The organism is Variovorax paradoxus, from assembly GCF_022009635.1.
GTDB lineage: Bacteria > Pseudomonadota > Gammaproteobacteria > Burkholderiales > Burkholderiaceae_C > Variovorax.
The window spans coordinates 7,252,035-7,277,879 of sequence record NZ_CP091716.1 but is presented as its reverse complement, the minus strand read 5'-3'; the positions used below and the strand labels follow the sequence as shown (position 1 = coordinate 7,277,879).

Below are 25,845 nucleotides of genomic sequence, written 5' to 3'. Positions count from 1 at the left end.
AGTCGCCACAGGTTCCCGGCGAGTCGCTTCGGTACGAACGTATCATGAGGCGGGCCAGTCGGAAAAGGATGACGGTCGCTGTGTGGTGCCCTGAGTGGCCTGCTGCGTCATGAGGTCAAGCAATGACTCCGGAGCAAGCGATTTGGAGGTCTGGCTCGACAGCGACCTGGGGGCACTGCAACAGGTGGGCATGCTTGCTCATGATCGCGGCCGCATCCGGTTCCATTACACCGGCTCTTGGCTCGACGATGCGCATGCCTTTTGCCTCAGTCCTGACCTGCCGCTGAGCGAGCAGCTCTTCTTTGCGCCGAGCGAGCCCGGAAACTTCGCTGTATTCAGAGACATCTGCCCTGACCGTTGGGGGCTGACGCTCATGGAGCAGTGGGAGTGGCTTCAAGCGCGAGACGAGCGGCGCGGCCCGCGCGAACTACGGGCGTGGGACTTCATGTGCGGGGTGCAGGACCTGACTCGTCAAGGCGCGCTGCGACTTCGCCCGGCGGGTGCAGCGCAGTTCATTGATGCCGGCGCCGTGCCAGCTCCGCCCGCCGCCGAACTGCACAACCTCGCGGCCGCCGCGCAGGAGATCGATTTGCATCAACTCCTCAAGACCGAGGCATCTCGGCGTGCCCTGACGACCTTGTTCATTCCGGGAGCATCGTTGGGGGGCGCACGGCCGAAGGTCAGTTTCCTCGATGTGGACAACGGTTCGCTGTGGATTGCCAAGCTCTCCATGCTTAGTGACAAACGCGACGTCGGCGCCTGGGAGTTTCTTGTGCACCACCTTGCGAGGCGTGCAGGGATTGAGGTACCGGAGGCCAAATTGCTGTCGCTAGGTAGCGGCTTTGGCACGTTCTGCATCAAGCGCTTTGACCGCTCGGGCGGGACACGTCGGCTCTACGCTTCTGCCATGACGCTCCTGGGCAAGAAACGGGGCGACAACGCAAGCTATCTGGAGATCGCACAGTTCCTGAAGTCACAGAGTATCCAACACATCGGCGAGGACCTCGCGCAGTTGTTTCGTCGGGTTGTTTTCAACGTCGCGGTGGGAAACCGTGACGATCATCTGCGAAACCATGGTTTCCTTCGCGAAAGGAATGCCTGGCGGCTCGCCCCTGCCTTCGATGTGAATCCGGACGTTGACAAAGCGACTCATGTCCTGAACCTCGATCACTCGGACAACCGGCCGAACTTGGACACGGTCGTTGGGACCGCAGCGTTCTACGGATTGACCGCGGCCACAGCCGCCGCTGTTGCGGCTGAAGTGCTCGATGTGGTGCGAGGGTGGAAAGACGAAGCCGCAATGCTCGGCATCGGGAGGCCAGAAGTTCGGACGACTGCACCTGCGTTCAGCGCGCTCGACGGGAGGGTGTCATGAAGCCGCTTGTGCCGCCAGAGCCTCCGGCCAGATTCGGGGCCTCAGTGATTGCCGCATCCGACCGCCTCCAAGCACTGTATGTCTTGAGCGAGGACCCCGTACTCACAGCCCACGCGCGCCAACACACCTATGGAAGTGGACTCGATGGCAAGACCATCGCTTCGATCTACAAGACGCACTTGGACAAGATCGATGAACGAACCCTCGTGGATCACGAAAGACAGTTCATGCTCGAACTGGGCGTCGATTCCGAGATCATTACCTCGGCAGCGCTGCAAGGACGGTATCCATATATGTTCCCGTTGGTGGTCGCTGAGAAGCAGCGTGCCTATCGGCTTTTTCGCGGTTGGCTTCCGTCCTTGGTAGACACATGCCGCCGAATCGATGCCTTGCTCGGTGCTGACAAGCGCGGATTCCATTGGACCCGAATGAGCGAGAAGTACGGCGCACCCAGCTTCATCTACATACTGCAGGGCAGGTCTCGCGTTGCCATAAATGACGACCTGCCGTCAAGCGTGACGGGTGCGTTGTTCGAATTGAAAGAGAACCAGGACGCGGTTGCTCTTCAGATCAATAAGGTCATCCGCGAGGTCGAGGCAAAGCTCCGGTCTACCTGCATCGTCTGCGGGGCACCGTCCGAAATCAACAACGACCAAGGTCCTTGGGCATCGCTATGCGCAGAGCACCGTGCCGACACCTTTAAGGAGGGTCACAAGGACTGGAAGGGAGCGAAGGCTGCGATCAGCTCATTTCTGTCTGAACGCTGCATCTCCAGTTTTTCTGTCGAAGCGGCGCCGTTGTGCTCGTCACACGTCTTCGACGAGCAGTGGGCGCCGCCGATAGTCGTGCGATCGGTTCTTGTGCTCCTCTATCAATATGCCGCCTCTTCGGGCTGGCGGATAGCCCCTTGGTTGGACTCCGCTAACGGACGTAGGCGCGGTAGGCCTCGAGACGTCCTCGCTAATCATCCGCTTCGAGTGGAGGAGACGGCAGGGCGTTGCGTCGTGTGGATGAAAAATGGCTAGCCACTTGAGAAAGGAGGAGTTCTTCCATCTTCGGCGTTATCGCCGTTGTTCCGCACGCAGCGCCGGCGCCGTTTCGCTACCCACCCGGCTGATATGCCGATGAAGCTGCTGGTTCTTTCAGATCTGCACCTCGATTTCGAGCCGTTCGAACTCGATGGCAACGTCGAGTTCGACGTCGTCGTCCTCGCCGGCGATATTCATTCACCGGGTCGTCATGCGTTTGCATGGGCCAGCAAATGCTTTCCCGGAAAGCCGGTCGTCCTGGTTGCGGGCAATCACGAGTACTTCGGCGCCGTGATGCATGAGGAACTCGCTGAGATGCGCCGCCAAGCCAAGGCCATGGGCGTCGGCTTCCTGGACTGCGACGAAATCGTGATCGACGGTGTCCGATTCCTGGGGTGCACCTTGTGGACGGATTTCGCGCTTCGCATCGACGATCCAGGCTTTCCCGGGCGACCAATGCGCCTGTTGTCGGATCGCCACCGGGCGATGGCCGAGAGCGCTCGCTTCCTCCCAGACTATGCCGAGATCCGCATCAACGATCCGAAGGCGTCCGGTTGGATGTTTGGCCCGCTTGGGCCGCGGCGTTTGACTCCGATGGACACGCTGCTGCTCCACAGGCGCCAACGCGCTTGGCTGCGCGGGAAACTGGGTGAGCCGTTCAGCGGTTCGACGGTGCTCGTCACCCACCATGCGCCGCACCGGCGCTCTCTTGCACCGTGGCATGCGCAGGAGTGGTCTTCTGGCGGATACGTCAACGAGATGCTGCCGGCGTTCTTCGACACTCCCGTGCTCTGGATTCACGGCCATACGCACCAGAGCTTCGACTATTACGTGGACCGATGCCGGGTTGTTAGCAATCCCCGTGGCTATGTGAACTGGCACGGGGAGCCTGAGAACGGCGCATTCAACCCAGGCCTTGTGATTGACGTGCCGCAAGGAGGAGACAGCTATGCACGATGACATTCCCCCGCACCCGTGCTTTCGCTGGCAGGTCATCGAACTGCCAGGCGGCGCCCGCCACCTGATCTGCTGCGACAACGTGTCCGTTGAAATCGTGCGATGGAACTACCCCGAGGCTGCGTGCCTCGCGGCCGATGGCAAGGTGTATCTGCTTGAGGGACAACCCGGTGCTGGCGCCGAAGAGCGATTCGTGTTGCCCAACTGGCTGAAGTGGCGCGGCATCACGCAGTGGAGAGACGTGTCGACTGATGTGTTCGCAGCCATCGATGCGGTTCGTCGGCCGCGTCCCTACCTGCACGAGGAGTACGGGCGCAATCCCAACTATCCGCGGTTTTGATGCAACGCCACTTTTCCCGAGCCGAGGGCCAATCTAGAGAATTTCTATGAATGATGCCAAAGCGTCCGAAGTATCAGCAGACAGGAGATACAGATGAGCGGAGCAAACTCGAAAAAACCATACGGTGATTCCTGTGACGATTGTTGTGAACTCACCCGCGCCCGCGTCCCAGCTTCAAAGGACGCTTGCGATCCAGGACCGGATGCAAGCCGATGCGCGTCAGGCTGTGATGTCTTCGGGTCATTGGCTTGGCGTTGCCGAGGTGGCGACCTTGTCGCCCTGTACCCGGGCGAAGGCCAGTGCGCGAACCATCCAATGGGAGCGTCAAGGTCGGATTCTCGCGATCGAGACCGAGCAGGGGCATCTCTTTCCCGATTACGGCTTTGACCCGGACAACGGCTATCGACCACGTGACCTGCCCCCTTCCGCCGTGCCATTCATAACGAGGAAGTCCGGGGTTTCAAGATTAATTGATCTCGATGGTGGTTGAGCTGGTTCGAGCAGCATCGCCAGCGCGCTGGCGATGCTGCTCGGCGAACTTTGCCGGTGGCATTCGCCCACAGCTGCTGTGCGGTCTGACCTCGTTGTAGTCTTGGCGCCAGGCGGTGATGGCCGACCTGGCCTGCATCAGCGTCTCGAACCACTGCTCGTTGAGGCACTCGTCCCTGAACTTTCCATTGAAGCTCTCGATGTAGCCGTTCTGCATGGGTCGCCCAGGCTCGATCAGGATGTGGCGGATGCCGTGGGTCTGCGCCCAACCCATGAACGCCCTGCTGGTGAACTCCGGGCCGTTGTCCGTGCGCACGGCCAGCGGGTAGCCCCTGAAGACCGCCGCCTGGTCCAGCAGCCGCGTCACGTACTGCCCCGAGATGCCCCAGTCCACCGAGATGCTCACGCACTCGTGGCTGAAGTCGTCGGCCACCGTCAGGCACTTGATGCGCCGCCCGGTGCTCAGGCTGTCGCTGACGAAGTCCATGCTCCAGACCTCATTGACCGTCCTGGCCAGCTGCAGCGGCACGCGCTCGCTGACGGGCCGCTTGGCCTTCCTGCGCTTGCGCACGGCCAGGTTGGCCGCGCTGTAGAGCCGGTAGACCTTCTTGTGGTTCACCCCGGGGAAGTGCGGGCGCAGCATGTCGTGGATGCGCCGATAGCCAAAGCGCCGGCGCACGTGCGCGATCTCCACGATCTTGCTGCTGAGCTCCTGGGTCATGGCATCGATCTCGGGTGGGTTGCGCCAGCTGTCGCGTGAGAGCCCCACAAGCCTGCATGCCCGCCGCTCGCTCAGACCGCATTGCTCGATCATGGTGGCGATGGCGGCACGCTTGGCCTGTGGGGCTAACGCTTTACCCCGAAGGCGGTGTTCAGCGCGTGGATGTCCAGGTGGGCTTCGGCCAACAGCTTCTTGAGCTTGTTGTTCTCCGCCTCCAGCTCACGCAGGCGCCTCGCATCGGGCACCTCCATGCCACCGTACTTGGCACGCCACTTGTAGAAGGTGGCGTCGCTGAAGCCGCCCTTGCGGCACAGCTCCTTGATGGGCAAGCCGGCCTCGGCCTGCTTGATGAAACCGATGATCTGCTCCTCGGTATATCTGCTCTTTCTCATGTCCGTCATTCTCCAAGTTGACGGACTTCACTGCCATTACGCTGGTACGGCTGGAAGGGGGCAGGTCACACGAGCGAGCCTGAAGAGTGTGCTCGACGTCTTTTGTGGCTCAATGAAATTGCTCGACGGCGGCGTTCTTCCAATCTCGAGGATAGAAAGGCTTTTTCTTCGGCCGACCGAAGAAGCCTTCGAAAACTGCGTTATCAGGCCCGAATGCCTTGCGAACCATCGAGCGGGTGAGGTTTGTCGCTCATTCTTGATAGCCGACCTGGCCAGTGGTAGTGGTCACCCTGATCGGGGTGAACCACAGGCAGGTCAGTAGTTTCCGGCACTGTCTCGATGGCGCCATCCAGCGTTGTACTGACCAGCTTAGCAACGCAGGCTGTATCGGCTTCCAGAGGGAGCCCAATGCACTTATGCCGGAAGCGATGCAGCGGTCGTAAGTGAGGTACCGTGTGCGCCAGCCCTGGTATCCGGTGCGCGAACAGTACGGCCTGATCTTCGCCTACATGGGGCCGCCCGAGCGCATGCCCACGCTGCCGCGCTATGAATGCCTTGAAGTGATGGATGAAGGCGAGTTTCTCGACGTGGACGATACGAGTATCGGCACTGGTGGCCCGGCCATCGCGCCCTGCAACTGGCTACAGCACTACGAGAACGTGGTTGACCCGTTTCACGTGCCCATCTTGCACGGGACCTTCTCCGGCACGCAGTTCACTCCGACGATGAACATGATGCCGCATGCGGATTTCGAGCCCACGCCATATGGCGTGAAAGTCGTCTCGCGTCGCGACCTGCCGGACGGCCGCCAGTTTCGCCGGGTGACGGAGGTCTGTCTGCCAACGCTGCGGGTGGTGCCGAATCCGATGGTGGGAAAGTTTGGCCGCGTCGAGACCATCGGCTGGACCGTCCCCATCGACGACACCCACTACCGCATCTACACGGCCGGACGGGTGACCGAGAAGGGCGTGATGCTGCCCATGGGCAAGGACGCAGCGACGATGAAGCCGTGGGCGGAAATGACGTCCGAAGAACGTCGCGCCAGGCCGAACGACTACGAAGCGCAGGTCGGCCAAGGACCGATCACTCTCCACTCTGAAGAGCACATGGCCACAAGCGATCGGGGCATCGTGATGCTGCGCAGACTGCTGGAGCGTGAGGTCAAGGCAGTGGCTGAGGGGCGAGACCCGGTTGGCGTGAGCTTCGACCCAGACGAGCCTCCGATTGTTTTCGAGGCAGGACAGCACATCGTAGACGAATAGGCCTGAGAAGCCTGCCCGCCACGCTCGAACAACCGGGAGACACGATATGAGCGCTATCCATTCACCCCTCGCAGACGTCGCATCGCCTCAGGGCGAAGTGCTCGAAGCCGACGCCGGACACCGCGAAGCGGTCGTCGGTCGCTTCACGAGCAAGCTGGCGCCGTATCTTGCACTGCTCTACCTGTTTCTGTTCCTTGATCGCACGAACATCAGCTTCGCAGCTCTGTAGATGAACAAGGACCTGGGTCTTTCGGCGACGGCCTTCGGCCTCGCCGTTGGCATGTTCTCCTTGGGCTATTTTTTCTTCGAGATTCCAAGCATGCTGATGCTGAGACGTGTCGGTGCGCGGCGTTGGCTTGCACGCATCATGATCAGTTGGGGGGTACTCTCGCTGGCAACCGCCTTCGTCAGGACTGAAGCCAGCTTGTACGTCGTGCGCTTTCTGATCGGAGCGGCCGAGGCAGGCTTTGTGCCCGGAGTCCTGTACTACCTGACCCGATGGATTCCTGCGGCGCAGCGAGGACGCGTGATTGGCATTTTCATGCTTGGCGTGCCGATGGCCACAATAGTCGGCTCACCGATCTCGGGCTTACTGCTGGGGATCAATTGGTTCGGTCTGCAAGGCTGGCAATGGCTTTTCATCGTCGAAGCGGTGCCCTCGATCCTGCTCGGTATATCGATACTTTACGTACTGCCTGAGAAGCCCGCCGACGTCGATTGGCTCACGCCTGGAAACAAGGCTTGGCTACAGCGCGAGCTCGATCAGGAACATGCACGCGCCGCTGCCCTGGGGCGCAGCAAGTTGATGTCGGCGCTGACCTCTCCGATCGTCCTTGTGCTCGGATTGATCTACTTGGGCAATGGTGTCGGCTTGTTCGGTGCGGCGGCATTCATGCCGTTGATCATCAGGGAACTGGGCCTGAGCTATGCGGCCACAGGATGGTCGATGTCTTTCGTCTACGTCCTGATGGCCGTCTGGATGATTTTCTGGACGCGGCACTCTGACAAGACGGGGGAGCGCATCTGGCATGTGGCGGGCGCGAGTCTTCTGGGCGTCGCGTGTCTGGTGGTTGCCGCGCTCTACGCCCATTCGCCGGTCATCGCGGTGGTCTGGCTTGGCCTGTCTGCGATCCTCATGAACCCGGCGACACCGTCATTCTGGAATCTTCCCCCGAAGTACTTGAGTGGTGCGGGTGCCGCGGCAGGCATTGCCTTGATCAGCTCGATCGGCGCACTCGGGGCCTTCATCGGCCCCCTGGTTCTCGGTTTCGCCAAGGACCACTTCGGCGGGTATTCGGGTGGCCTGCTTCTGATCGCACTGGGGCCACTGCTGTCGGCCGTGTTGACACTGGCACTCAAGAGACACAAGGCCTTTGCGCGGCAGGCCTGAAGGCCGCGGCAACCGGCACCCCAATCGGTGTCTAAACGTGAATTATCAAGAAGACATGACTACGACACCATCGCTGACCGTGCGCGTCGAGCGAAAGACCCGCGAGGCCACCGACATCCTTGGCTTCGACTTGGTAGGTATCGACGGAGAGATGCTCCCCGCCTTCTCCGCCGGATCGCATATCGACTTGATGCTGCCGAACGGCATCACCCGACAGTACTCACTATGCAATCCGCCAACCGAGCGGCGCCGCTACTCGATCGCTGTACTCAGAGAGCCGGCTTCACGTGGTGGATCAAAGGCACTGCATGATGCTGTGCACGAAGGGGACACCTTGGTCATCTCTCCACCAAGGAATCACTTCGCGCTTGCGCATGGTGCGAAGCGACATCTTCTGCTCGCAGGTGGCATCGGCATCACGCCCATACTTTGCATGGCTGACCGACTGGCCGCGACCGGCGAACACTTCGATCTCCACTACTGCGCACGCTCCGAAGAGCGGATGGCGTTTCGTGAGCGGGTCCAGGCATTCTCGGAGCGGGCCACGCTTCACCTGGATGATGGCGATGCCGTGCAACGACTCGACTTTGCGTCTCTGCTCGCTCAGCCTGAGCCAGGAACGCATCTCTACGTCTGCGGGCCGAAAGGCTTCATGGATGCTGTCCTCGAAGCTGCGCGACATTCGAGTTGGAAAGAGGAGTGCCTGCACTACGAGTTCTTCTCGGGCGCAGCCATCAATACAGATTCCGACTCTGAATTCGATGTCCGACTGGCAAGTACCGGCCAGGTCATCGCCGTTGCACGAGGCACGTCTGTGACCGAGGCTCTCTTGTGCGCCGGAATCAAGGTGAATACCTCTTGCGAGCAAGGCGTCTGCGGATCATGCCTGACGCGGGTGCTCGAAGGAACGCCCGATCATCGGGACCTATACCTGACACCGGACGAGCAGCAAAAGAACGATCAATTCACGCCGTGCTGCTCCCGCTCCAAGTCGAAGGTCCTCGTTCTGGACCTCTAGGAAGCGGCGCTGAGGCTTGCCGTGAACGGAGCCTGCAGAGGCGTGTCCTTCCGCGATCCCAGCGATCAAAACTGCTCAGTGACAGGAACCATCGTGACGATGAATTCATCGATATTGAAGCTCGACGACCCGGAGCTTGACGAAGACCATGCTGTCTTTCAGCAACTCATTCTGAGCCTGCTGATGTCGCCGCGAGGCGAGACCATTCAAGCGCTCGATGCGTTGCGAACACACGCGTCCAGTCACTTCTCAACCGAGGATGCCGATCTGCGAAGACTGGGTGGATCCAACGCCCACTGCCACCTGGATGAACACGCCGCAGTGCTTCGATCACTCGAGGAAGTGCGTGCCGTCGTGAGCTCACGGAGGCTGGAGCACCACGTAGAGGCGAGGCTCGTCGATTCTCTTGCCAACGAGCTTCTCCACTGGCTGCCTGCTCATGTCCAAGAGATGGATGCTGCCGTCGCACAACAGAGGAGCAAAGAGCGTTGGGGTGGGGCTCCCTTGCAATTCTTGTCCGGCAACCGAAAGCTGTCATAGAGGCGCACCAGCAGTTGCTCGCTGGCTCGCTTGAGAGGCCACCAAGGCGTAATCGACGATTGACTGATGTCGCATGGGAAGTGTCTGTTCCTCCCATGTCCGATCGCCGATTGAATTCCTAGACGGGGGTGCGGATAAAAACTTGGACTGGTTTTATGTCGTTAGTCTAAGACTCTCTCGGTATTCGATGGGACTGAGAGAGCCCAGTGAGATCTTGATCCGCTGTTCGTTGTACCAACGGATGTAGGAGTCCACTGCCTGTATGAACTGCTCGACGGTTGTGGACTGCCAGTTGCGAGGATAGAACAGCTAGGTCTTCAACCGACCGAAGAAGCCTTCGCACGCCGCGTTGTCAGGCGAGTACCCCTTACGCGACATCGAGCGAATCAGCTTCGCATCGGCGATGCACGAGAGCCACCCAGGCCAGCGATAGTGGGCACCATGAATCGCCCCGGATTTTGTGGAGGCTCAACACTCTGAGAGGATTGAGCCATGAAGAAGTCGAACAAGTTCTCACCCGAGGTGCGTGAGCGCGCAGTGAGGATGGTGCAGGAGCACCGTGGGGAATACCCGTCGCTGTGGGCGGCGATCGAGTCGATTGCACCGAAGATCGGCTGCGTGCCGCAGACGCTGAACGAATGGGTCAAGCGTGATGAGGTCGACAACGGCGTTCGAGAAGGCGTGACGACCAGCGAGTCCCAGCGGATGAAGGAGCTCGAACGCGAGGTCAAGGAACTGCGCCGAGCCAACGAGATCCTGAAGCTGGCGAGCGCGTTTTTCGCCCAGGCGGAGCTCGACCGCCGGCTGAAGTCCTGAGGGATTTCATCGACAGGCATCGTGCCACCTTCGGGGTCGAGCCGATCTGCAGGGTCTTGCAGGTCGCCCCGTCGGGCTACCGGCGGCACGCGGCGCTGCTGCGCGAGCCGCATAAGCGCTGCGCCAGAGCACTCCGCGACGATGTCCTCATTCCGGCGATACAGCGCGTCTGGCAGGCCAACATGCAGGTCTATGGGGCCGACAAGGTCTGGAGGCAACTGGCGCGCGAGGGCACGACGGTGGCCCGCTGCACGGTCGAGCGGCTGATGCGGCGCCTGGGGCTGAGAGGTGTGATGCGCGGCAAGGTGGTGAAGACCACTATCAGCAACTCCAGAGCACCATGCCCGCTGGATCGGGTCAACCGGCAGTTCCGAGCGCAGCGCCCGAACCAGCTGTGGGTCTCGGATTTCACGTACGTGTCGACATGGCAGGGCTGGCTGTACGTCGCCTTCGTGATCGATGTGTTCGCCCGACGCATCGTGGGCTGGCGGGTCAGCAGCTCGATGCGCACGGACTTCGTGCTCGATGCTTTGGAGCAAGCGCTGTACGACCGTCAACCCGAACGCGACGGCAGCTTGATTTGTCACTCCGATCGTGGCTCGCAATACGTCAGCATCCGGTACACGGAACGACTGGGCGAGGCTGGCATTGAGCCATCAGTGGGCAGCAAAGGCGACTCATATGACAACGCCCTGGCCGAGACGATCAACGGCCTCTACAAGGCCGAGCTGATCCATCGCCGGGCGCCGTGGAAGACCAAGGAGTCGGTGGAGTTCGCGACGCTCGAATGGGTGTCCTGGTTCAACCACCATCGCCTGCTCGAACCCATCGGCTACATCCCGCCTGCAGAAGCTGAGGCAAACTATTACCGGCAACTCGCCAGTCAGTCCGCCAAGACGGCGGCATGACTTAAACCAACTGGCCTCCATGAAAGCCGGGGCGATTCACCACGATCGGAGTGAACCACAGGCCGGTCTTCGGTATCGACCACCGTCTCGATGGCCGCATCCAGCATCGTGTGGACGAGTTCAGCGTCGGGTCGTGTCCCGAGCGACCAACTGACGACCATGCAGTCGAAGCAGTCGATCATGGGAGACACTGTCAACATCGAGATGGAGACCATCATGGAACGTACCGTCATTGCCGTCGACATTGCCAAGAAGGTGTTTCAGCTGCACTGGGTCGAGATGGATACCGGTTGCATCGAGCGCTTGCAGTTGAAACGCGCAAGGATGCTGGAGTGGTTTGCCAATCACGCTGCTGCGCTGGTCGTCATGGAAGCTTGCGGCGGCGCACACGACTGGGGTCGAGCTCTGATTGGATTGGGCTATGAGGTACGACTCGTCTCACCCAGGAAGGTGCGTCCGTTCGTGCAGGGGAACAAGACGGTAACCAACCCACGGATATCAGTCTGATCCATCGTCGCAGCAGCAGACTTGTGCCGCATCACCCCGAGCCACTGGTCTAACAAATGACAGTCCCGTGCCCTTGACAGGGAGCGACCATATCAGTGTCGCGTCGCGGAACGCAGCCGAAGCCCAGTGCGCTGGCATTTGCGCAAGCACTGAAGGCGGCGGCCGGCCGCTTGCCTGGGTAAGAAACGGGTGGTGCCCGGTGCGCGTCCAGGCCGAGACCGAGGGCAAGTCTCTAGGCTGCCGAGATGCCGATGCGCTTGCCGAACGACAGCCATCTGACAGATTCGACGGCGAGGTATTTCTCGAAGTCCTGCGACGACTGCGAGAATACTTCGATCGAGTTCTTGTGGAACACCTCTTGAACCATGGGCGTTGCAAGGGCTTTCTGAAGGCTTGCGCCGAGAATGCCCACGACACCCTGCGGCGTGCCTTTTCGTGCCAGCAATCCGTCGAACTGTCGAAACACGACATCCTTGTATCCCGCCTCCACGAAGGTCGGGATTTCCGGGATCCAGGGCAGTCGCTGCGCGCTCGTCACGGCAACCGCTCGCAGGCGCCCTCCCGTCACCTGGGGGACCGCAAGCGGCGCCCCCATGAACATCATGTCCACGCGACCCGTTGTCAAATCGGCAAGAGCCTGTGAGACCTGTGCATACGGGACATGAAGAATATCGACGCCTGCAGCCTGCTTGAACAGTTCGCCGACAAGATGAGGCGGCGACCCGTTTCCTGCGGATGCGTACGTTAGTGCGCCGGGCTTCGCCTTGGCGGCGGCGACCAGTTCAGGAACGGTCTTGAAGGGCTGGGCCGTGCTCGTGGCCAATACGGAGAATATCGAGCTGAAGGGCCCGATGCCGACAAAATCTCGAACGTAGTCGATATTGGCGGCAGGGTAGAGCAGCGGCGCCACCAGAGACGAGGAATTCATGTGAAAGAGGGTATAGCCGTCGGCGGGAGCTCGCAGCACTTCGGGCATCGCCGCGGTCCCCGTGGCGCCGCTCTTGTTGTCGATGTAGATGGGCTGCTTTAGATCAACGGACATGCGTTCGACCACAGCTCTCAATGCGGTGTCTCCCGGCGTTCCAGCGACCCATGGCAGTACGATGCGTATCGCCTTCTTTGGGTAGCTGTCTTGCGCAAACGACGGCAGGCTTCCGGCCGTCAACGCGGCGCCCGTGATGGCCATGGCCTGGCGGCGATTCATTTTCATTGTGTCTCCTTGTCGTTGGTGGCCGCCATTGTTGGAGTCGAAGCGCATTTCGTGAAATGAAATCGTAGAATTCGTTCATGTCATTGTTGGTATATATGACCACTACTAGCACTTTTGAACGGGTTCTCTCTCTTAAACAATTGCGCCTCATCGTGACGCTCGCAAAGGAGCGACATCTCAGCCGCACGGCGGACCTGATTCACATCACACAGCCCGCGGCCTCGCGAATGCTGGCTCAGTTGGAGGAGTTGGTGGGCGCCAGGTTGTTCGATCGGAGCACCAAGCGCGTGGTGCCTACGTCCGCCGGGCTGAGGCTGGTGCACCACGCGCACCGCATCCTCGCGCAGATCGAAGAGGCGGAGTCGGATCTTCGCGGCTCCTGGTCCGGCAGCGAGGAATATCGGATCGGCGTTCTGCCGACCTTCGCCACGGATCTGCTGGCTCGCGCCATCAGGTCCCTGAACGGGATGATGCCGAATCTCAGACTCAAGCTGACCGAAGCGATGGGCGGCGACCTGTATGCCGACCTTCTCAGCGGATCGATCGACGTGATGCTGAGTCATGCTGAAATCCCCGTCGATCTCAGCAAGGTGGAAGTGCTAGCGCTGTATGACGAGTTCCCTCAGACCTTGTGCGGGGCCGGGCATCGCCTGGCCGGCCGCGAGAAAGTCACGTGGAAGGAACTCGCGCAGGAACGATGGCTGCTCCCACAGATGGAGAACCCCTTGCGCGGCAAGCTGGATCGCGTTCTCGCGGTGCACCGAAAGGCGAGTCATGCGAACCTGCCGGACATAGAAATCAGCCGCGGGCAGGTGGCGCTTTCCTTACTCCAGCAGGACGACTGCCTGTGGATCACCTCTCGGCGCCAAGCGCGAAACCATGTCGAATCTGGTCGAGTTTGCATGATCAATCAGAAGGATGAGTTGGTCAGCGGACCGATGTGCTGCTTCAACCTGAGGGGTGAAAAGGAGGTGCTGAACAGAATGTTCAAGCAGTGCTTACAAGAAGCGATCTAGTCGTTGCGTCCGTCGCGAATCGATGGCTCAGGCGAAGAAGCCATGCTTGAGCCGGATCGCCTTTGATTTCAAGTATTTTTGCACCCCAGGCATTCCGCCCTCCTGTCCCAGTCCGGACTGCTTGTGAGGCGAGAAGAACGGGCTGTTGTAGTCCGGAACGGGGCCGTAGTGATTGATCCAGACCGAGCCCGCCGAGATGCTGCGGGCGGCCCGCAAGGCGCGCTCCAGGCTCTTCGTGTGGATACCCGCGGCCAGCCCGAACATCGGATGCCCGGCCAGGGAGATTCCTTCATCGTCTTCGCTGAAGGTCTGTACGGTCAACACCGGCCCGAAGAACTCCTCGCGAACTGCGGGGCTGTCGGACGTGGCGGCGAGCAGGATGGTCGGTTCGAAATACACGCCCCCGAAGGGCGTTTCCGCACGCCGCCCGCCCGTCAGAACGCGCGTGCCTGCATCCGTCGCGCGCGCCAGGATGTCCTCGATACGCCGGCCTTGGGCCTCGGACATGATGGGTCCCATTCTTGAAGTGACGTCCCATGTGGGTCCGTGCCTGATGTCGACCATAATGGCCCGCATGCGTTCGATCAGCCGATCCGCGAGGCTCTTGTGCACCACCAGGCGTGAGCCAGTGAAGCAGACCTGACCTGCGTTGCGCGTGCAACTGCCGACTATCATTTCTGCGAGCGTGTCGATGTCTCCGGCATCGTCGAACACGAGGTGAGGGCTCTTGCCGCCAAGCTCCAGGCTCACGGGCTTCACGCCGGCCAGGGCGGCGTCCGCCATGACCCGCGCACCCGCCGTGGTCGAGCCAGTGAAGCTCACGTAGTCAACGTCGGGATGCTTGATCAGCGCACTGCCTGTGCTGCCACCGGAGCCTGACACGACGTTGAACAGTCCCTCTGGCAGCCCTGCCTGATGGCCCAGTTGCGCGATTCTGACCAGCGAGTACGGCGTGAACTCCGAAGGCTTGATGACGCAGGCGTTTCCTGCGATCAGGGCCGGAGCTACCTTCGTGACCGCCAGCGCCATCGGCGCATTGAACGGTGTGATGCCTGCCACCACGCCATAGGGCTCCCGCACGACCATACTCAATGCGTCTGCGGCCGTGGCGAGTGTCTGGCCTTCCAGCTTGTCCGCGGCCTCGGCGCTGAAGCGGATGAGTTCTGCGGCATTGTTTATGTCCCACATGTGGGCATCGCTGTAGAGCCGCGGGGAGACCACCGACTCCAATTGCGCCAACTCGGAGGCGTGCTCGACGACCAGGGATGCCCACTTCGCGAACACGCGTGCTCGCTCACGCGGTGCACGCTGCGCCCAACCCGACTTGCGGAATGCCAGCCGGGCCGATTGAATGGCCCGGTCGACGAGTTCGACGGAAGCGCATTGCTCGACACGCGCGAGCTTTCCATCCGACGGCCGAAGGATTTCGTATGAATCGGCGTCGCCTGCCAAGACAGTGCCCTGGACGAAGTTGGTCGCCGGATAGCGGACCGCGGTGGGATCGAAGGATTCGAGTGTCATGGTGAAGCTTCAGCCGAAGTGAAAGCAGGATGGATCGACGATCTCCGTCGCGTGACGATAGTCGAGTGAGGTGCCCGGGTAGTTGGTCACGATGCGACCTGCGGCGTTCATGAAGTAGCTTTGGCAGTGCGACGCCGCCAGCGTGGAATCGGACAGCTGCGCTTGGATCGTGTCACTGTAGCCGCGGTAGGCCTCCTCTGTGACTTCCATCGTGCCCGTGTTCCTCGCGTGCATCAGCTCCAGCGCCTTGACGATGTACTCCGCCTGGCATTCGAGCATGTAGATGATGCTGCCTGCCACGTTCGTGTTCGGGCCATACATGAGGAACATGTTCGGGAATCCCGGCACTGCGATGCCGAGGTAGGCCTCGGCGCCTTCATGCCATGTGTCGTTGAGCTTGCGGCCCTTCGATCCAACGACGTCGATGCCGGGCAGGTAGTTCGATGGATCGAACCCAGTCGCAAAGACGATCACATCGAATGGTCGTTGGGTGCCGTTGCGCGCAAGGATACCGTTGGCCGTGAGCTTCTCTATCGCTTCCGTCTCGACATGGACGTTATCGCCCTGAAGTGCCTGATACCAGTGATTCGAGAACAGGGTGCGCTTGCAGCCCATCACGAACGGAGGGGTCAGCTTGGCCCGCAAGACCGGATCCGGAACCTGGTTGGCCAGATAGTCTGCGAAAGCCGCCTGTGCCTTTGCTGTCACCTCGAAATCCGAGCGCCGGCGGGCCGCGATCTCGAACTCGGCGAAGACGCGCGCACGCTCCGCGGCCGCATCGCTCGGATCGATCGTCGCCTTGGGCACGACATAGGGTGCCGTACGCTGATACAGCGTGAGTTCCGCCGCGCGCTTGGCAACCTCGGGAACGATCTGGATCGCACTGGCGCCCGTGCCGATGACGGCGACGCGACGACCGTCCAGTGCTGCCTGCCGCGGCCATCGCGCCGAGTGGAGGATCTCGCCCTCGAAGTCGGCAATTCCGGTGATCGAAGGCGTCATGGGTTCGTTGAAGATACCGACGGCCGGAACGAGCGCCGCGCAGGAGAATCGCGGGCCGCCGAGGGTTGCCACGGTCCATCGCGCAGCACTTGCATCGAAGCTGGCGCCGCAGACCTTGACGCCGAATCTCAGATGCTTCGCCAGGTCGTACTTCTCGACCACGTGTCGCATATACCCCAGGATCTCAGCCTGGGGCGGGTAGGCCTGGGTCCAGGGGTAGCCCTGCTCGAAGGAGTAGGAGTAGAGCACGGCCGGGACGTCGCAAGCAGCGCCGGGGTAGACGTTCTCTCGCCACACGCCGCCAATGTCCGCGGCACGCTCGAGGATGACAAAATCCTCGATCCCGTGCTTGCGCAGTTGCACCGCCATGCACAGCCCGGCAAATCCGGCGCCGATGATGGCGACCCGCACATCATTTGAAGTCTCATTGTGGTTCATGGAATTATTTCGCCGAAGGACGAGGGCTTCGGCATTCAACAGGCAAGGGCGCGAGCGCCGGATGTCGCGGCGCTCACAGCGTGGCGAACGAAGGATCTTCGCGCGGTCTAGAGGAGTTGGCCGCCGTCGATCGCGAGCGTCTGGCCGGAGACCATGCTGCTGTCGTCGCTGGCGAAGAACAGGACGGCATTCGCGATGTCGGCCGGTACGATCCATCGTCCCAGCTTGATGCTGCCGAGTGCAGCCTTGCGCTTTGCTTCGGGATCCTCGTAGTCCTGCACGAGCCGGTTGAACATTTCGCTCTGTACCAGTCCCGGATGGACGGAATTGAATCGGATCTTGCGAGGGGCGAAGTCGATCGCGGCGGACTTCATCAAGCCCACCACGGCATGCTTGCTCGCCGCGTACGGTCCGTTCACTGGGACTCCGATGAGCCCCATGATCGACGACGTGACGATGAAACTTCCGCCCTCGCTCATATGGGGGGCAATGTGCTTCATGGCGAGAAACACACCCTTGACATTGACTTCCATGATCCGATCGTAGGCATCCATCGGATAGTCGGGGACGTGCCGGATGACGCCTTCGACGCCCGCATTGGCAAAGAAGATGTCAATTCTTCCGAAGCGCTTCGTTGCCGCCTCCAGAAGGCTTAAGGTATCGGTTTCCGATGTCACGTCGCCCGAGATGGCGAGCAGATTGTCCGCAGTCGAGTTTTTGATGGCCTTCAACCCTTCGGTGTTCCGGTCCACCGCGATCACGCTGGCGCCTTCCGCGAGAAAGCGCTCCGCCGTGGCGAGTCCGATGTTGCCTGCGGCACCCGTGATGACAGCGACTTTGCCCTTCAATCTTCCGGTCATGGTTGTCTACTTTCTTGAAATGCGAGAGTTAATTCGACGAACGCTCGTCACGAATGGAACAACGACAACGTGCTCCTTCAGTGCGAAGTCACATTCTCCGAATGAAGTCTGTTGAATAGAAATGAATTCGGAGAGTCGATTCATACCGTCGACCGCATGAATCCGAATTGCCATCGACTAGGCCGAAGCGAAGAATCGCCTTACCTCTTCGACGAAGAATTGGGGGTTCTCCAGGTGCGGAAAATGACCGGCCTTCGGAACGAGGACACGACGGAAGGGCCCGGTGAACATTTGATCGACTCCTTCGCTGACTGTGGCGCCGATGCAGTTGTCGTTGGCACCGTGCAAGTACAGTGTGGGCACCGAGATCATGGCGCGCGCCCTGTCGGCGGCGGCCGCCCAACCCGTCTGCGTGTGAGAAGGAAGATGCGTCTGCCGGTAGAACGACAGGGCATTCTTCAGCGTTTCGCCCTCGCTGAACATCGCCTTCACGGACCGCACGTGGTCCATGGGGACCGCATGGCCGGGGGACCAGTCCTTCCAGAGACGCTCGATCAGCGCATAGTCGTCGTGCTGCAGGCCGAGTTCGGCGAGAGGACTCAGGAAGAAGAAGACATACCAACTTCGGCGCTGCTGCGCCTGGTCGCTGACGAGTGCTGAGAACAGTGCGCGTCCGTGCGGAACCGACATTGTCACGAGCTGCGAGACAAGCTCGGGATGCACGGCCGCGACGGCGTGTGCAACGGAAGCGCCACAGTCGTGACCGATGAGACGGGCCTGCTTCTCGCCTAGATGCCCGATCAGCGCGGCGATGTCTTCCGCACCCGCCCACGCCATGTAGCAGCCATCGCTCGCCGAGCCCGCCGGCCCATACCCACGCAGGAAAGGGGACACCACGCGGTACCCGTCGGATGCGATCTGCCTCGCTGCGTCCGCCCACGTGTCCGGAGAATCAGGGAAACCATGGAGGCAGATGACCAGCGGCCCCTCCCCGATTTCCCGATAGACGACATCAACTCCGTTCAGGCGTGCGCGTCTGTCGGCGCTCATGATTCGGAACCCAGGAGTTCGTCGAGCTTTCTGCACATCGCCTCGGCGGCGGCTCTTCGACTTGCTCGAAGGGCGTCGTCCTGCGGCGATTGGCCAAGCGGTACCGGCATCAGCTTTCCCCACATGTCCAGCCTGCATTGGCTCAGCCACTCGCGCAGTGCGGGGTCGGAGTCCCACTTTATCTGGTTCTGCGCATTCGCGATCGTGACTCGAAGGAAATCGACGTCGGTGTCCGGGTGCGGGACCGGCGTCGCCAAGTCGTTTTTCCGGTCTTCTTCTTCGTATGCGGCTTCGATGTGTGCGATGAGGGCCGCACTGAAGACTTGCTGGCACGATCTCAGCGCCTGAAGCGTGATCCGTGAGTCTGAGAAGACGGGGACGATCGGACGCTTCTCGAGGCCATCGGCGGTGCAATCGACGAAGAGCGTCTGTGGGTCGGTGGCGATGGCCCCTGCATCCAGAAGGATCTCGTCGCGCCGGATCCGTCTGACGCGGCCGAGCCGAACAACATTCTCGATGCGCTGCAGCTGCTCAATTTCCGCCTTGGAGACTGTTGCGCAGCGATACATCGTAGGAATATCGGCCCTCTCCAGCTTGAGCAGTCGCCCGCAGCCGTTGATTCGTTTCATGAGATCGGAGACAGAGGTTGCCGACGAGATCGCCTGCATCTGCCCGGCCATGACAGCGCGCGTCGACTCCGCGAACTGCTCGGCCGGCTGCGTGAGCCCCCGGTCCACGAGCCAGGAGTCACGTGGCGTGATCCATGTGATGCGACCCGGATCCACCCCCTGCTTGAGCAGCCAAAGACAAGCGTCCATGCCGGTCTTGCCGGCGCCGACGACCGTGTAGCCATGAAAATGGGCGGCTCTTTTTGGGAGTTCGTTCGGCGGGATGCAGACCACGCCTTCATCGACGGCGTAGGGCGGTTCGCGCATTGAAGGGACGGTCACGCGCATGTAAGTCGCGTCCACTGTGCGGCGCGCCGCCACATCAATCTGCTCGCCGGACACGAGCGAGACTACTCGACCGTTTCCGCGGTACTCCGACATCGGGAGAAAGGTGACCCGGCCGGATGGCAGGAACTGCTGCTGCATGACCTGATCGAAATAGGCACAGACCTCGCCAACCGACGCCAGCTCATAGAGTCCTGCGTTCCATCCCACCTTGTCGATGTGTCGTGCGCCGAGCGCCTTGGACGCAACGCCATAGAACTCGGAAGGTTGATGGAGGCGGACGAACGGATACGCCGTGTTCCAGTGCCCGCCAGGCTGGTCGTACTTGTCCACGATGACGAAAGTGGCCGATGTCTCGCGCAGGAGTACGTCCACGAAGGCCATTCCCATGGCACCGGCGCCGATGATCAAGTAGTCTGTTTCTATCGTCTTCATTCAGGTCTCCAAATTTTCTGGTCGTGCCCCGGATTTCCGCTCTGGGTCTCAGCGATCGAATCGGACGATCGCCTTGACGGCAACGCCGGAAGCGGAATCCGCGATCGCTTGGTTGATCTGCTCGAATGGATAAAAGCGGATGAGCTTGTCGTAGGCAAACCTGCCTTGCTCGTGCATTTTGATGAGTTCGGGGATGAAGGCATGTGAATTGGCGTCACCTTCGACGATGCCTCTGATCGTCTTGCCCTGGGTCATCGTGTCACGCACGTCGAGCGTGAATTCCGTGCCTGGCGGCGTGCCGCCGACCAGGCCGCATTGTCCGAGTGCCCGAAGGCTCTCTACCGCAGCTCGCATCACCACGGGATTTCCCGTCGTCTCGAAGCTGAAATCCACGCCATCGTCGGTGATGGCGTGGATAGCGGCGACCGGGTCATCCTTGCGCGGATCGATCACATGGGTTGCGCCGAGCTCCAGCGCCAGCTTCAGGCGCGTCGCATCGATGTCCACGGCAATGAGCGTGCCGACGCCGATCGCCTTCGCCGCCAGAAGCGCCGCCAGCCCCACGGATCCGGCGCCGAAGATCGCCAGCGATTGTCCGAACGCCGGCTTGAGCACGTTGATGATGGCGCCCGCGCCGGTCTGGATGCCGCACCCCAACGGGCCCAGCATGGCCAGTGGCGTCTTGGTTTCCACCTTTACGGCATTGAACTCCCGGCAAACCGAATGACTGGCAAACGAGGACTGCCCGAAGAAGTTGTTGCGGACCGGGACGCCGCTTTGGGACAGCGCGGTGGTTCCGTCTTCCCGTTGGCCCAGGAAGTTGCTGCCGAAGAAGTTCCTGCAGTACATGGAGGCCTGACGGACGCAGTTGCGGCATCGGCCGCAGGCGTTGTAGCTCATCACGACCGCATCGCCCGGCGCCAGCCGACTCACGTGGCTGCCGACGGCCGCGACGATGCCGGCGCCTTCGTGGCCCAGAACGATCGACTGCGCTGTGGGGAAGGGCCGTCTCATCGTTGTGAGGTCGGTGTGGCAGATGCCGGTGCCGGCGAGCTTCACCAGCACTTCGTCGTTTCGCAGCGGCGCCAGCTCGAGTTGCTCGATGGAGAGCGTGTCGCCGGGCTCGTGAAGCACGGCTGCTTGGATGTGGCTGATCATGTGGTGGTCAAGAAGTCACGTGGCGCTGGTCGGGGAACACGCAGGGGGTTGCATGGGTGTCGAAGGCCGCCCTGAGGCTCTCGGCCGCCAACGCCTGCGCCAGGCCCGCTTCGGAGGTGATCCGTGTCATGAGGAAGAAGCCGTGTATCTGGCGCTCGAAGCACACGTAGTTCAGCTTGACTCCGGCAGCTGACAATGCGTCGGCGTAGGCGCGGCCTTCGCTTCTCAGCGGATCGAAGCCTGCCGCGATGATCAAGGCTGCTGGCAATTTCGACATGTCGGACTGAAGAAGAGGCGAGGCCTTCCAGTTCTCGCGCGCATCCTGGTCCCCCAAGTATTTTTGAATGAACCACCTGATCGCTTCAGCATCGATGATCTGGTCTTCCTGAGGCTCTTCGTATGAAGGGCCCGAAGCGCGCAGATCGGTGTTTGGATAGACGAGCAGTTGAAATATGAACCGGGTGTCATGCTCGATTCCATGCAGGCCCGCCAAGACTGCCGCGATATTTCCCCCGGCGCTATCTCCACCGACAGCGATCCTCGATGCATCGAAGCCGAGGGTACCCGCCTGCTGCTTGACCCACTGCGCGCAGATGCACGCATCCTCGATCGCCGCAGGGAACGGATGCTCGGGCGCCAGGCGGTAGTCAGTCGACACCACGGCACACGCGGCGGCCGCGCTGAGATCGCGGAGCATGGAGTCATAGACATCGAGATCGCCGACTGTCCATCCGCCGCCATGAAAATAGATCAGAACGGGGAGTGGGTCGGTCGATGCGTGCGGCGGTCGGTAGATCCGAACCCTCACGGACCGACCCTCGCTTGTCGCGACCTGATCGTCGCTGCGCACGATGGCTCGAGGCGGCAATTGCGTCGCGCTTCTGCGGGCGCGCATGTTCTCTCTCGCCTGTAGCACGTCCATCTCATGAATCTCTTTCGCCCCGGCCGAGCGGGCGGCCTTGACCATGGCCGCGCAGTCGGGATCGACACTTCCACGCATTCTTGTCTCCTTCGGTGGCGGCTCCCGTGCCAGCGCGCCGTCTATGTTCGACGGAATTCTCGCGGAGCGTCGGGGGGGGGACAAATGACATGTGAGAAGTGATTCATGCCGTTCTTGGCATAATGGGAATCACGCCGTTCCCAAACGATGGCCGGCCGATTCCGGAGTTGGAGCCGAGTGCAGTGCCCGTGACGCGCTCGTTGGGTCCAGCGTATGCTCGATGGTTATCTGGCGGCGGCAGCCGACCACGGGCAGGTCGTGTTGTTGGGATCAGCGTTCCGGCGCCCCTGAGCCCGAACACTGCCAGACCGTAGTGCCGACCGAATCGTGCAGGCGAATGTTCTGTGGCGATTGCTGCAAATTGACGCAGCTAACTCGCTGCTTTTCCTTGGCCGGCACGAGACGCTGCAGCGGCCGGCTACGGGACTACCCACGGTGTCTGAGAGTCGACGTCCTTCGGCATTGGACCGGATACAGCGGTGCTTCCTGGACTTGGCTTGGCGACTCAAGCGCGGGACAATTCGCTGCGGATGCGTCTCAGGGCAGAAGCACGTGCTGCCGCCCTTTGAGAGCGAGCATCCGTCGTGCCTCGTCCGGTGTTGCGACCTCCAGCCCTAGCGATTCGAGAATGCCCCGAATCTTCGATACCTGTTCGGCGTTCGATGTCGCGAGGCGGCCGGCGCCGAGCGACAGCGAATCCTCCAGCCCAACGCGCACATGACCGCCCATCAATGCAGCCTGGGTCACCAGCGGCAGCTGGTGGCGGCCCGCACCGAGCACGCTCCATTGATAGTCGTCGCCGAACAGCTTGTCGGCGATACGTTTCATGTGCACTAGTCTTACTGTGTCACAAGAGTAGCTTTACGTCTGCCCTTCCGCAGCAGGGGCACTGGCCAAGACGAGCGATCAACAGATAGCTCAGTCGATGGCGCAGCGTCGTGATCGACGTCGCCACGTGGCGCTGTGCGCGCAGGACTGCCGCGGGGGATGTAATCCTTGGGAAGGGCAGGCACCTGGCGTTGGATGAAGTTTTTTTTGCCGCCGACAGACTTGTCGGCGACGAGGCGTTCAGCCATCAGGAACCCGTAGGCCGCGATGCTCAAGGCGGCATGGTGATGGAACCCCCGCCACCCTCGGCCCTCGTAGTGGCCGAGACCGAAGTCCTGCTTCAGATCCTGGTAGTCGCGCTCGATGCGCCAGCGCTGATGGGCAACGCCGACCAACTCGTCGATCGGCGTGTCTTCTGGCAGGGTGGACAGGAAGTACTTGCTTGGCTCAGCGTCGCCTGCCGGCCACTCGATGAGCAGCCACTGCTCGGGGCGCAGACGTGCCTTGCCCGTATTGCCTCCAGCGTGGCGCACTCGCACGGCCGCGAAGCGGCCGTTCAGTGTGTCGTTGGTGCCCTCTCGCCAGCTGATGTTCTGGAACGCTCGGCTTGGCAGGGACTGCGCCAATGCCTTGACGCTCACGGGTTGCAGCGCCGCCGTGCGCCGGGGCATCACTGGCGGGCGGCCCATGCCGCTGTAAGGTTTGGGTGGCAGCGGCTGAACGCCAGGCGGCCAGACCACCACGGCAGATGTGACACCTACCGCGTAGAGCAAGCCCATGTCGCTGAGCGCTTGGCGAAAGGCGTTGTCCACCCCGTAGCCCGCATCGGCCAGCACGCAATAGCGCGGTGCGCCTTCATCCAGCAGCGTGCGCAACTGCTGCAGCGCGATATGCGTCTTCGTGGCGAAGCGCACTTCGTCGGGAACACCAGCCTTGGCGCGGCGTTCCGGATCTGAAGCCCAGTCCTCGGGCAGGTACAGCTGCCAAGCCACGGGCAGGCTGCATTGGCTGCTTGCAAGGGAGATGCTCACTGCCACCTGGCAGTTATCCTGCTTGCCCAGCATCCCGCAGTACTGACGGGTGACACCAACAGAATGGCGCCCCTTCTTCGGGAATCCGGTGTCGTCGATGATCCACCAGCCGCCTTGGCTGAAGTCCATCTTGGGCATCACCCACTGGCACACGCGTCGCAGCATCTGGGTGTCGGACCACTCGGCCTTGGCCACGAAGTGGTGAAGTGACTGGTGCCGGGCGCTCGCGTGCATCGGATCGACCCGCGCGGCCATGGGCTCCACGCTCTTGCGTGACAGCGGAAGCATCAAGCCCGTGCAGTAACCGCGAAGGCCGGCGTGCCGGTCAGCGTGACCAAGGCCTTCGCTCAGGTGCTCAAGATACCGATCAAAACGCTCTGCTGCATTCATCGATCCTCCAGCTCGAAGTCCGGAAAATCGAATTATGTCATTTATGACACAGTAAGACTAGGGAACGTCTGATCAAGTCGTAAATTGGCTTGATGACGAGAGTGTGTGTTGCCCCGCTGCGCTCGCAGGCTCGTTGCACTGGCATTCGATGTGTTTGAGCGCTCCTGCCGCGCCCTTCAGGCTGCCTGCGGACGCACCTTGCTGGGCGGTCAGGACCTGCAGATCTATCGCATCGAACGCGAGGAGGCCGATATCTCGCGGCTTATCAAACAGGAGCGTGCGTTCTGGCGTGGCGTCGAGCTCGACCAGGCGCCGCCTTCGCTAGATGAGGGTGTTCCGATGCAGTGATGCATCGAACGCGGTCACGGTCTGGCGCGCACGCCGTGTCATGCCTTGCCGTCAGGGTGCCCGCCAGAACGACCACCACCTGCGCCGCGCTGTTCTCGATTCGAGGGGGCGCAGGTCCAGGGTGTCGTAGTTCGTGAATGGGGCCCCGGCACGTCGGCGCAACTCCGTTTCGAGTTCGTGGGCGATACCGCGTGCGTGAAGGTCTCCCTCGAGTGCCTTCCTGCGCCACTCGATGGCCATCGTGCTCAACGCCTCGTCGGGCAGCTCCTGCTTCGTCGTCATGAGGTGATTGTGCCGTCTCGCTCGACGCGTCTTGACAAGTGTCTTGCCGCCGCCACAGGGCCGTACTGCACGGGCGCAGGCGCGGCTTCTCTCCTTTCCCTCTTGCTTCTCTTTCACACCACTTCAACCTCAAATGAACAACGATCCAACCCTTCATGTTCAGGCAACCGACGGATATTCCGCGTTGCCGCCCCTCAGCCTCCATCGCTACATTGCCCGCACGCTGCGTGTCAGCACACTCCATCTGCCCTGGGAGATCGCGCAGCAGATTCACGCGGAAGATCTTTCGGGCGAGACCTGTGGCGTTTTCCCGTCCACTGGCGGTCTCCTGATCCTCGAGCTCGACGACTACAGCTGGCGCGCCGAGGTCACGGCCCACAACATCGCGGCGACCCAGGCGCTGGGGTGGCATGCACTGCGCCGGTTGCTTCGACTCGCGCAGACTTACAAATGCGAGGCTCTGGAGCTTGCCGGCGACAACCTGGTACTGCCGGCCGTCCTGGAGTTCGAGGTCTTCCCATGGCCGTGATCCATCCCGTCGATGCCGCTCGCAGATATCAGTTGGGCGGTAACGTGTGCA

At 61.4% G+C, this 25,845-nt stretch carries 26 protein-coding genes, 4 pseudogenes and 1 other annotated feature; of the genes and pseudogenes, 15 read left to right on the top strand and 15 right to left on the bottom strand.

Features of this window, described 5'->3' with window-relative positions; genetic code table 11:
• Positions 1–142 precede the first annotated feature (142 nt).
• From L3V85_RS34310 to L3V85_RS34290, 5 genes are all read left to right on the top strand, one after another.
• A complete protein-coding gene (locus L3V85_RS34310) occupies positions 143–1,375 on the top strand; it encodes a type II toxin-antitoxin system HipA family toxin (RefSeq protein WP_237677004.1) in 1,233 nt (410 codons plus the stop codon).
• Positions 1,372–2,400: a hypothetical protein gene (locus tag L3V85_RS34305; RefSeq protein WP_237677003.1), complete on the top strand. Its 1,029-nt coding sequence runs from the start codon at positions 1,372–1,374 to the stop codon at positions 2,398–2,400. Before L3V85_RS34310 ends, L3V85_RS34305 begins: the two co-directional genes overlap by 4 nt.
• A gap of 99 nt (positions 2,401–2,499) precedes the next feature.
• Positions 2,500–3,363, top strand: coding sequence for a metallophosphoesterase (locus L3V85_RS34300; RefSeq protein ID WP_237677002.1), 864 nt, complete (start codon positions 2,500–2,502; stop codon positions 3,361–3,363).
• Positions 3,353–3,700 (top strand): hypothetical protein, encoded by a 348-nt coding sequence (locus L3V85_RS34295; RefSeq protein ID WP_237677001.1) that lies wholly within the window; start codon positions 3,353–3,355, stop codon positions 3,698–3,700. Before L3V85_RS34300 ends, L3V85_RS34295 begins: the two co-directional genes overlap by 11 nt.
• Positions 3,701–3,824: 124 nt before the next feature.
• Positions 3,825–4,190: a hypothetical protein gene (locus L3V85_RS34290; protein ID WP_237677000.1), complete on the top strand. Its 366-nt coding sequence runs from the start codon at positions 3,825–3,827 to the stop codon at positions 4,188–4,190.
• Here the strand turns inward: L3V85_RS34290 and L3V85_RS34285 are convergent.
• Together L3V85_RS34285 and L3V85_RS34280 are read right to left on the bottom strand one after the other, a co-directional pair.
• A protein-coding gene (locus L3V85_RS34285; RefSeq protein ID WP_414080174.1) for an IS3 family transposase occupies positions 4,167–5,302 on the bottom strand; the annotation gives its coding sequence in 2 pieces (ribosomal slippage) (positions 4,167–5,047 and positions 5,047–5,302; 1,137 coding nt in all). The genes L3V85_RS34290 and L3V85_RS34285 overlap by 24 nt on opposite strands.
• Positions 5,303–5,417: 115 nt before the next feature.
• Positions 5,418–5,676: pseudogene (locus L3V85_RS34280) on the bottom strand (IS3 family transposase); the annotation flags it as partial.
• Positions 5,677–5,757: 81 nt separating this feature from the next.
• Between L3V85_RS34280 and L3V85_RS34275 the strand changes: the two are divergent.
• The 5 genes from L3V85_RS34275 to L3V85_RS34255 are packed head-to-tail and all read left to right on the top strand — an operon-like array spanning position 5,758 to position 9,512.
• The gene (locus L3V85_RS34275) at positions 5,758–6,564 is read left to right on the top strand and encodes an aromatic ring-hydroxylating dioxygenase subunit alpha (protein ID WP_237676998.1); all 807 of its coding nucleotides are present in this window, start codon (positions 5,758–5,760) and stop codon (positions 6,562–6,564) included.
• A gap of 46 nt (positions 6,565–6,610) precedes the next feature.
• Positions 6,611–6,793: a hypothetical protein gene (locus tag L3V85_RS34270; protein WP_237676997.1), complete on the top strand. Its 183-nt coding sequence runs from the start codon at positions 6,611–6,613 to the stop codon at positions 6,791–6,793.
• Positions 6,794–7,954 carry an MFS transporter gene (locus L3V85_RS34265; RefSeq protein WP_237676996.1) on the top strand — a complete coding sequence of 387 codons (1,161 nt, stop codon included), beginning with the start codon at positions 6,794–6,796 and terminating at the stop codon, positions 7,952–7,954.
• A gap of 55 nt (positions 7,955–8,009) precedes the next feature.
• Positions 8,010–8,972, top strand: a complete 963-nt coding sequence (locus L3V85_RS34260) for a PDR/VanB family oxidoreductase (protein WP_237680709.1) — start codon at positions 8,010–8,012, stop codon at positions 8,970–8,972.
• Positions 8,973–9,014: 42 nt separating this feature from the next.
• Positions 9,015–9,512: a bacteriohemerythrin gene (locus L3V85_RS34255; protein ID WP_237676995.1), complete on the top strand. Its 498-nt coding sequence runs from the start codon at positions 9,015–9,017 to the stop codon at positions 9,510–9,512.
• A 153-nt stretch (positions 9,513–9,665) separates the two neighbouring features.
• Here the strand turns inward: L3V85_RS34255 and L3V85_RS34250 are convergent.
• Positions 9,666–9,953 (bottom strand): annotated as a pseudogene (locus L3V85_RS34250) (transposase); the annotation flags it as partial.
• A 51-nt stretch (positions 9,954–10,004) separates the two neighbouring features.
• Here L3V85_RS34250 and L3V85_RS34245 point away from each other — a divergent pair.
• Positions 10,005–11,236 (top strand): IS3 family transposase gene (locus L3V85_RS34245; RefSeq protein ID WP_237674581.1). Its coding sequence is split into 2 segments (ribosomal slippage): positions 10,005–10,293 and positions 10,293–11,236, totalling 1,233 coding nucleotides; the frame shifts between segments, so codons are not numbered across the junction.
• Positions 10,283–10,399 (top strand) — a sequence feature (AL1L pseudoknot). It overlaps the preceding gene by 117 nt.
• Before the next feature lie 38 nt (positions 11,237–11,274).
• On the opposite strand, the pseudogene L3V85_RS34240 reads toward L3V85_RS34245, so the two are convergent.
• A pseudogene (locus L3V85_RS34240) lies at positions 11,275–11,424 on the bottom strand (IS3 family transposase); the annotation flags it as partial.
• Here L3V85_RS34240 and L3V85_RS34235 point away from each other — a divergent pair.
• Positions 11,396–11,743: a hypothetical protein gene (locus L3V85_RS34235; RefSeq protein WP_237680725.1), complete on the top strand. Its 348-nt coding sequence runs from the start codon at positions 11,396–11,398 to the stop codon at positions 11,741–11,743. The pseudogene L3V85_RS34240 and the gene L3V85_RS34235 sit on opposite strands and share 29 nt — an antisense overlap.
• 232 nt (positions 11,744–11,975) lie before the next feature.
• Here L3V85_RS34235 and L3V85_RS34230 read toward each other — a convergent pair whose 3' ends face one another.
• A complete protein-coding gene (locus tag L3V85_RS34230) occupies positions 11,976–12,953 on the bottom strand; it encodes a Bug family tripartite tricarboxylate transporter substrate binding protein (RefSeq protein WP_237676994.1) in 978 nt (325 codons plus the stop codon).
• 77 nt (positions 12,954–13,030) lie between these two features.
• On the opposite strand from L3V85_RS34230, the gene L3V85_RS34225 reads away from it, so the two are divergent.
• A complete protein-coding gene (locus L3V85_RS34225) occupies positions 13,031–13,969 on the top strand; it encodes a LysR family transcriptional regulator (RefSeq protein ID WP_237676993.1) in 939 nt (312 codons plus the stop codon).
• Positions 13,970–13,996: 27 nt separating this feature from the next.
• Here L3V85_RS34225 and L3V85_RS34220 read toward each other — a convergent pair whose 3' ends face one another.
• The 9 genes and pseudogenes from L3V85_RS34220 to L3V85_RS34180 all read right to left on the bottom strand — a co-directional run bounded on the left by L3V85_RS34220 (position 13,997) and on the right by L3V85_RS34180 (position 24,635).
• Complete coding sequence (locus tag L3V85_RS34220) at positions 13,997–15,490, bottom strand: aldehyde dehydrogenase family protein (RefSeq protein ID WP_237676992.1); 1,494 nt, start codon at positions 15,488–15,490, stop codon at positions 13,997–13,999.
• A 9-nt stretch (positions 15,491–15,499) separates the two neighbouring features.
• Positions 15,500–16,930, bottom strand: a complete 1,431-nt coding sequence (locus tag L3V85_RS34215) for a flavin-containing monooxygenase (protein ID WP_237676991.1) — start codon at positions 16,928–16,930, stop codon at positions 15,500–15,502.
• Positions 16,931–17,037: 107 nt separating this feature from the next.
• Positions 17,038–17,790 (bottom strand): SDR family NAD(P)-dependent oxidoreductase, encoded by a 753-nt coding sequence (locus L3V85_RS34210; protein ID WP_237676990.1) that lies wholly within the window; start codon positions 17,788–17,790, stop codon positions 17,038–17,040.
• Positions 17,791–17,967: 177 nt separating this feature from the next.
• Complete coding sequence (locus L3V85_RS34205) at positions 17,968–18,840, bottom strand: alpha/beta fold hydrolase (protein WP_237676989.1); 873 nt, start codon at positions 18,838–18,840, stop codon at positions 17,968–17,970.
• Positions 18,837–20,228, bottom strand: coding sequence for a hypothetical protein (locus L3V85_RS34200; RefSeq protein ID WP_237676988.1), 1,392 nt, complete (start codon positions 20,226–20,228; stop codon positions 18,837–18,839). The genes L3V85_RS34205 and L3V85_RS34200 overlap by 4 nt, the downstream gene beginning before the upstream one ends.
• 48 nt (positions 20,229–20,276) lie before the next feature.
• Complete coding sequence (locus tag L3V85_RS34195) at positions 20,277–21,386, bottom strand: NAD(P)-dependent alcohol dehydrogenase (protein ID WP_237676987.1); 1,110 nt, start codon at positions 21,384–21,386, stop codon at positions 20,277–20,279.
• 7 nt (positions 21,387–21,393) lie between these two features.
• Entirely contained in the window at positions 21,394–22,386 is a 993-nt protein-coding gene (locus tag L3V85_RS34190; protein ID WP_237676986.1) for an alpha/beta hydrolase, read from the bottom strand.
• A gap of 537 nt (positions 22,387–22,923) precedes the next feature.
• Positions 22,924–23,223, bottom strand: a pseudogene (locus L3V85_RS34185) (3-keto-5-aminohexanoate cleavage protein); the annotation flags it as partial.
• A gap of 2 nt (positions 23,224–23,225) precedes the next feature.
• Positions 23,226–24,635, bottom strand: a complete 1,410-nt coding sequence (locus L3V85_RS34180; protein ID WP_237675476.1) for an IS701 family transposase — start codon at positions 24,633–24,635, stop codon at positions 23,226–23,228.
• A gap of 150 nt (positions 24,636–24,785) precedes the next feature.
• On the opposite strand from L3V85_RS34180, the gene L3V85_RS34175 reads away from it, so the two are divergent.
• A complete protein-coding gene (locus tag L3V85_RS34175; RefSeq protein ID WP_237676985.1) occupies positions 24,786–24,983 on the top strand; it encodes a hypothetical protein in 198 nt (65 codons plus the stop codon).
• Between the two features lie 51 nt (positions 24,984–25,034).
• Here L3V85_RS34175 and L3V85_RS34170 read toward each other — a convergent pair whose 3' ends face one another.
• Positions 25,035–25,265, bottom strand: coding sequence for a hypothetical protein (locus tag L3V85_RS34170; protein WP_237676984.1), 231 nt, complete (start codon positions 25,263–25,265; stop codon positions 25,035–25,037).
• 133 nt (positions 25,266–25,398) lie between these two features.
• Between L3V85_RS34170 and L3V85_RS34165 the strand changes: the two genes are divergently transcribed.
• A complete protein-coding gene (locus L3V85_RS34165) occupies positions 25,399–25,794 on the top strand; it encodes a hypothetical protein (RefSeq protein ID WP_237676983.1) in 396 nt (131 codons plus the stop codon).
• Positions 25,795–25,845 lie beyond the last annotated feature (51 nt).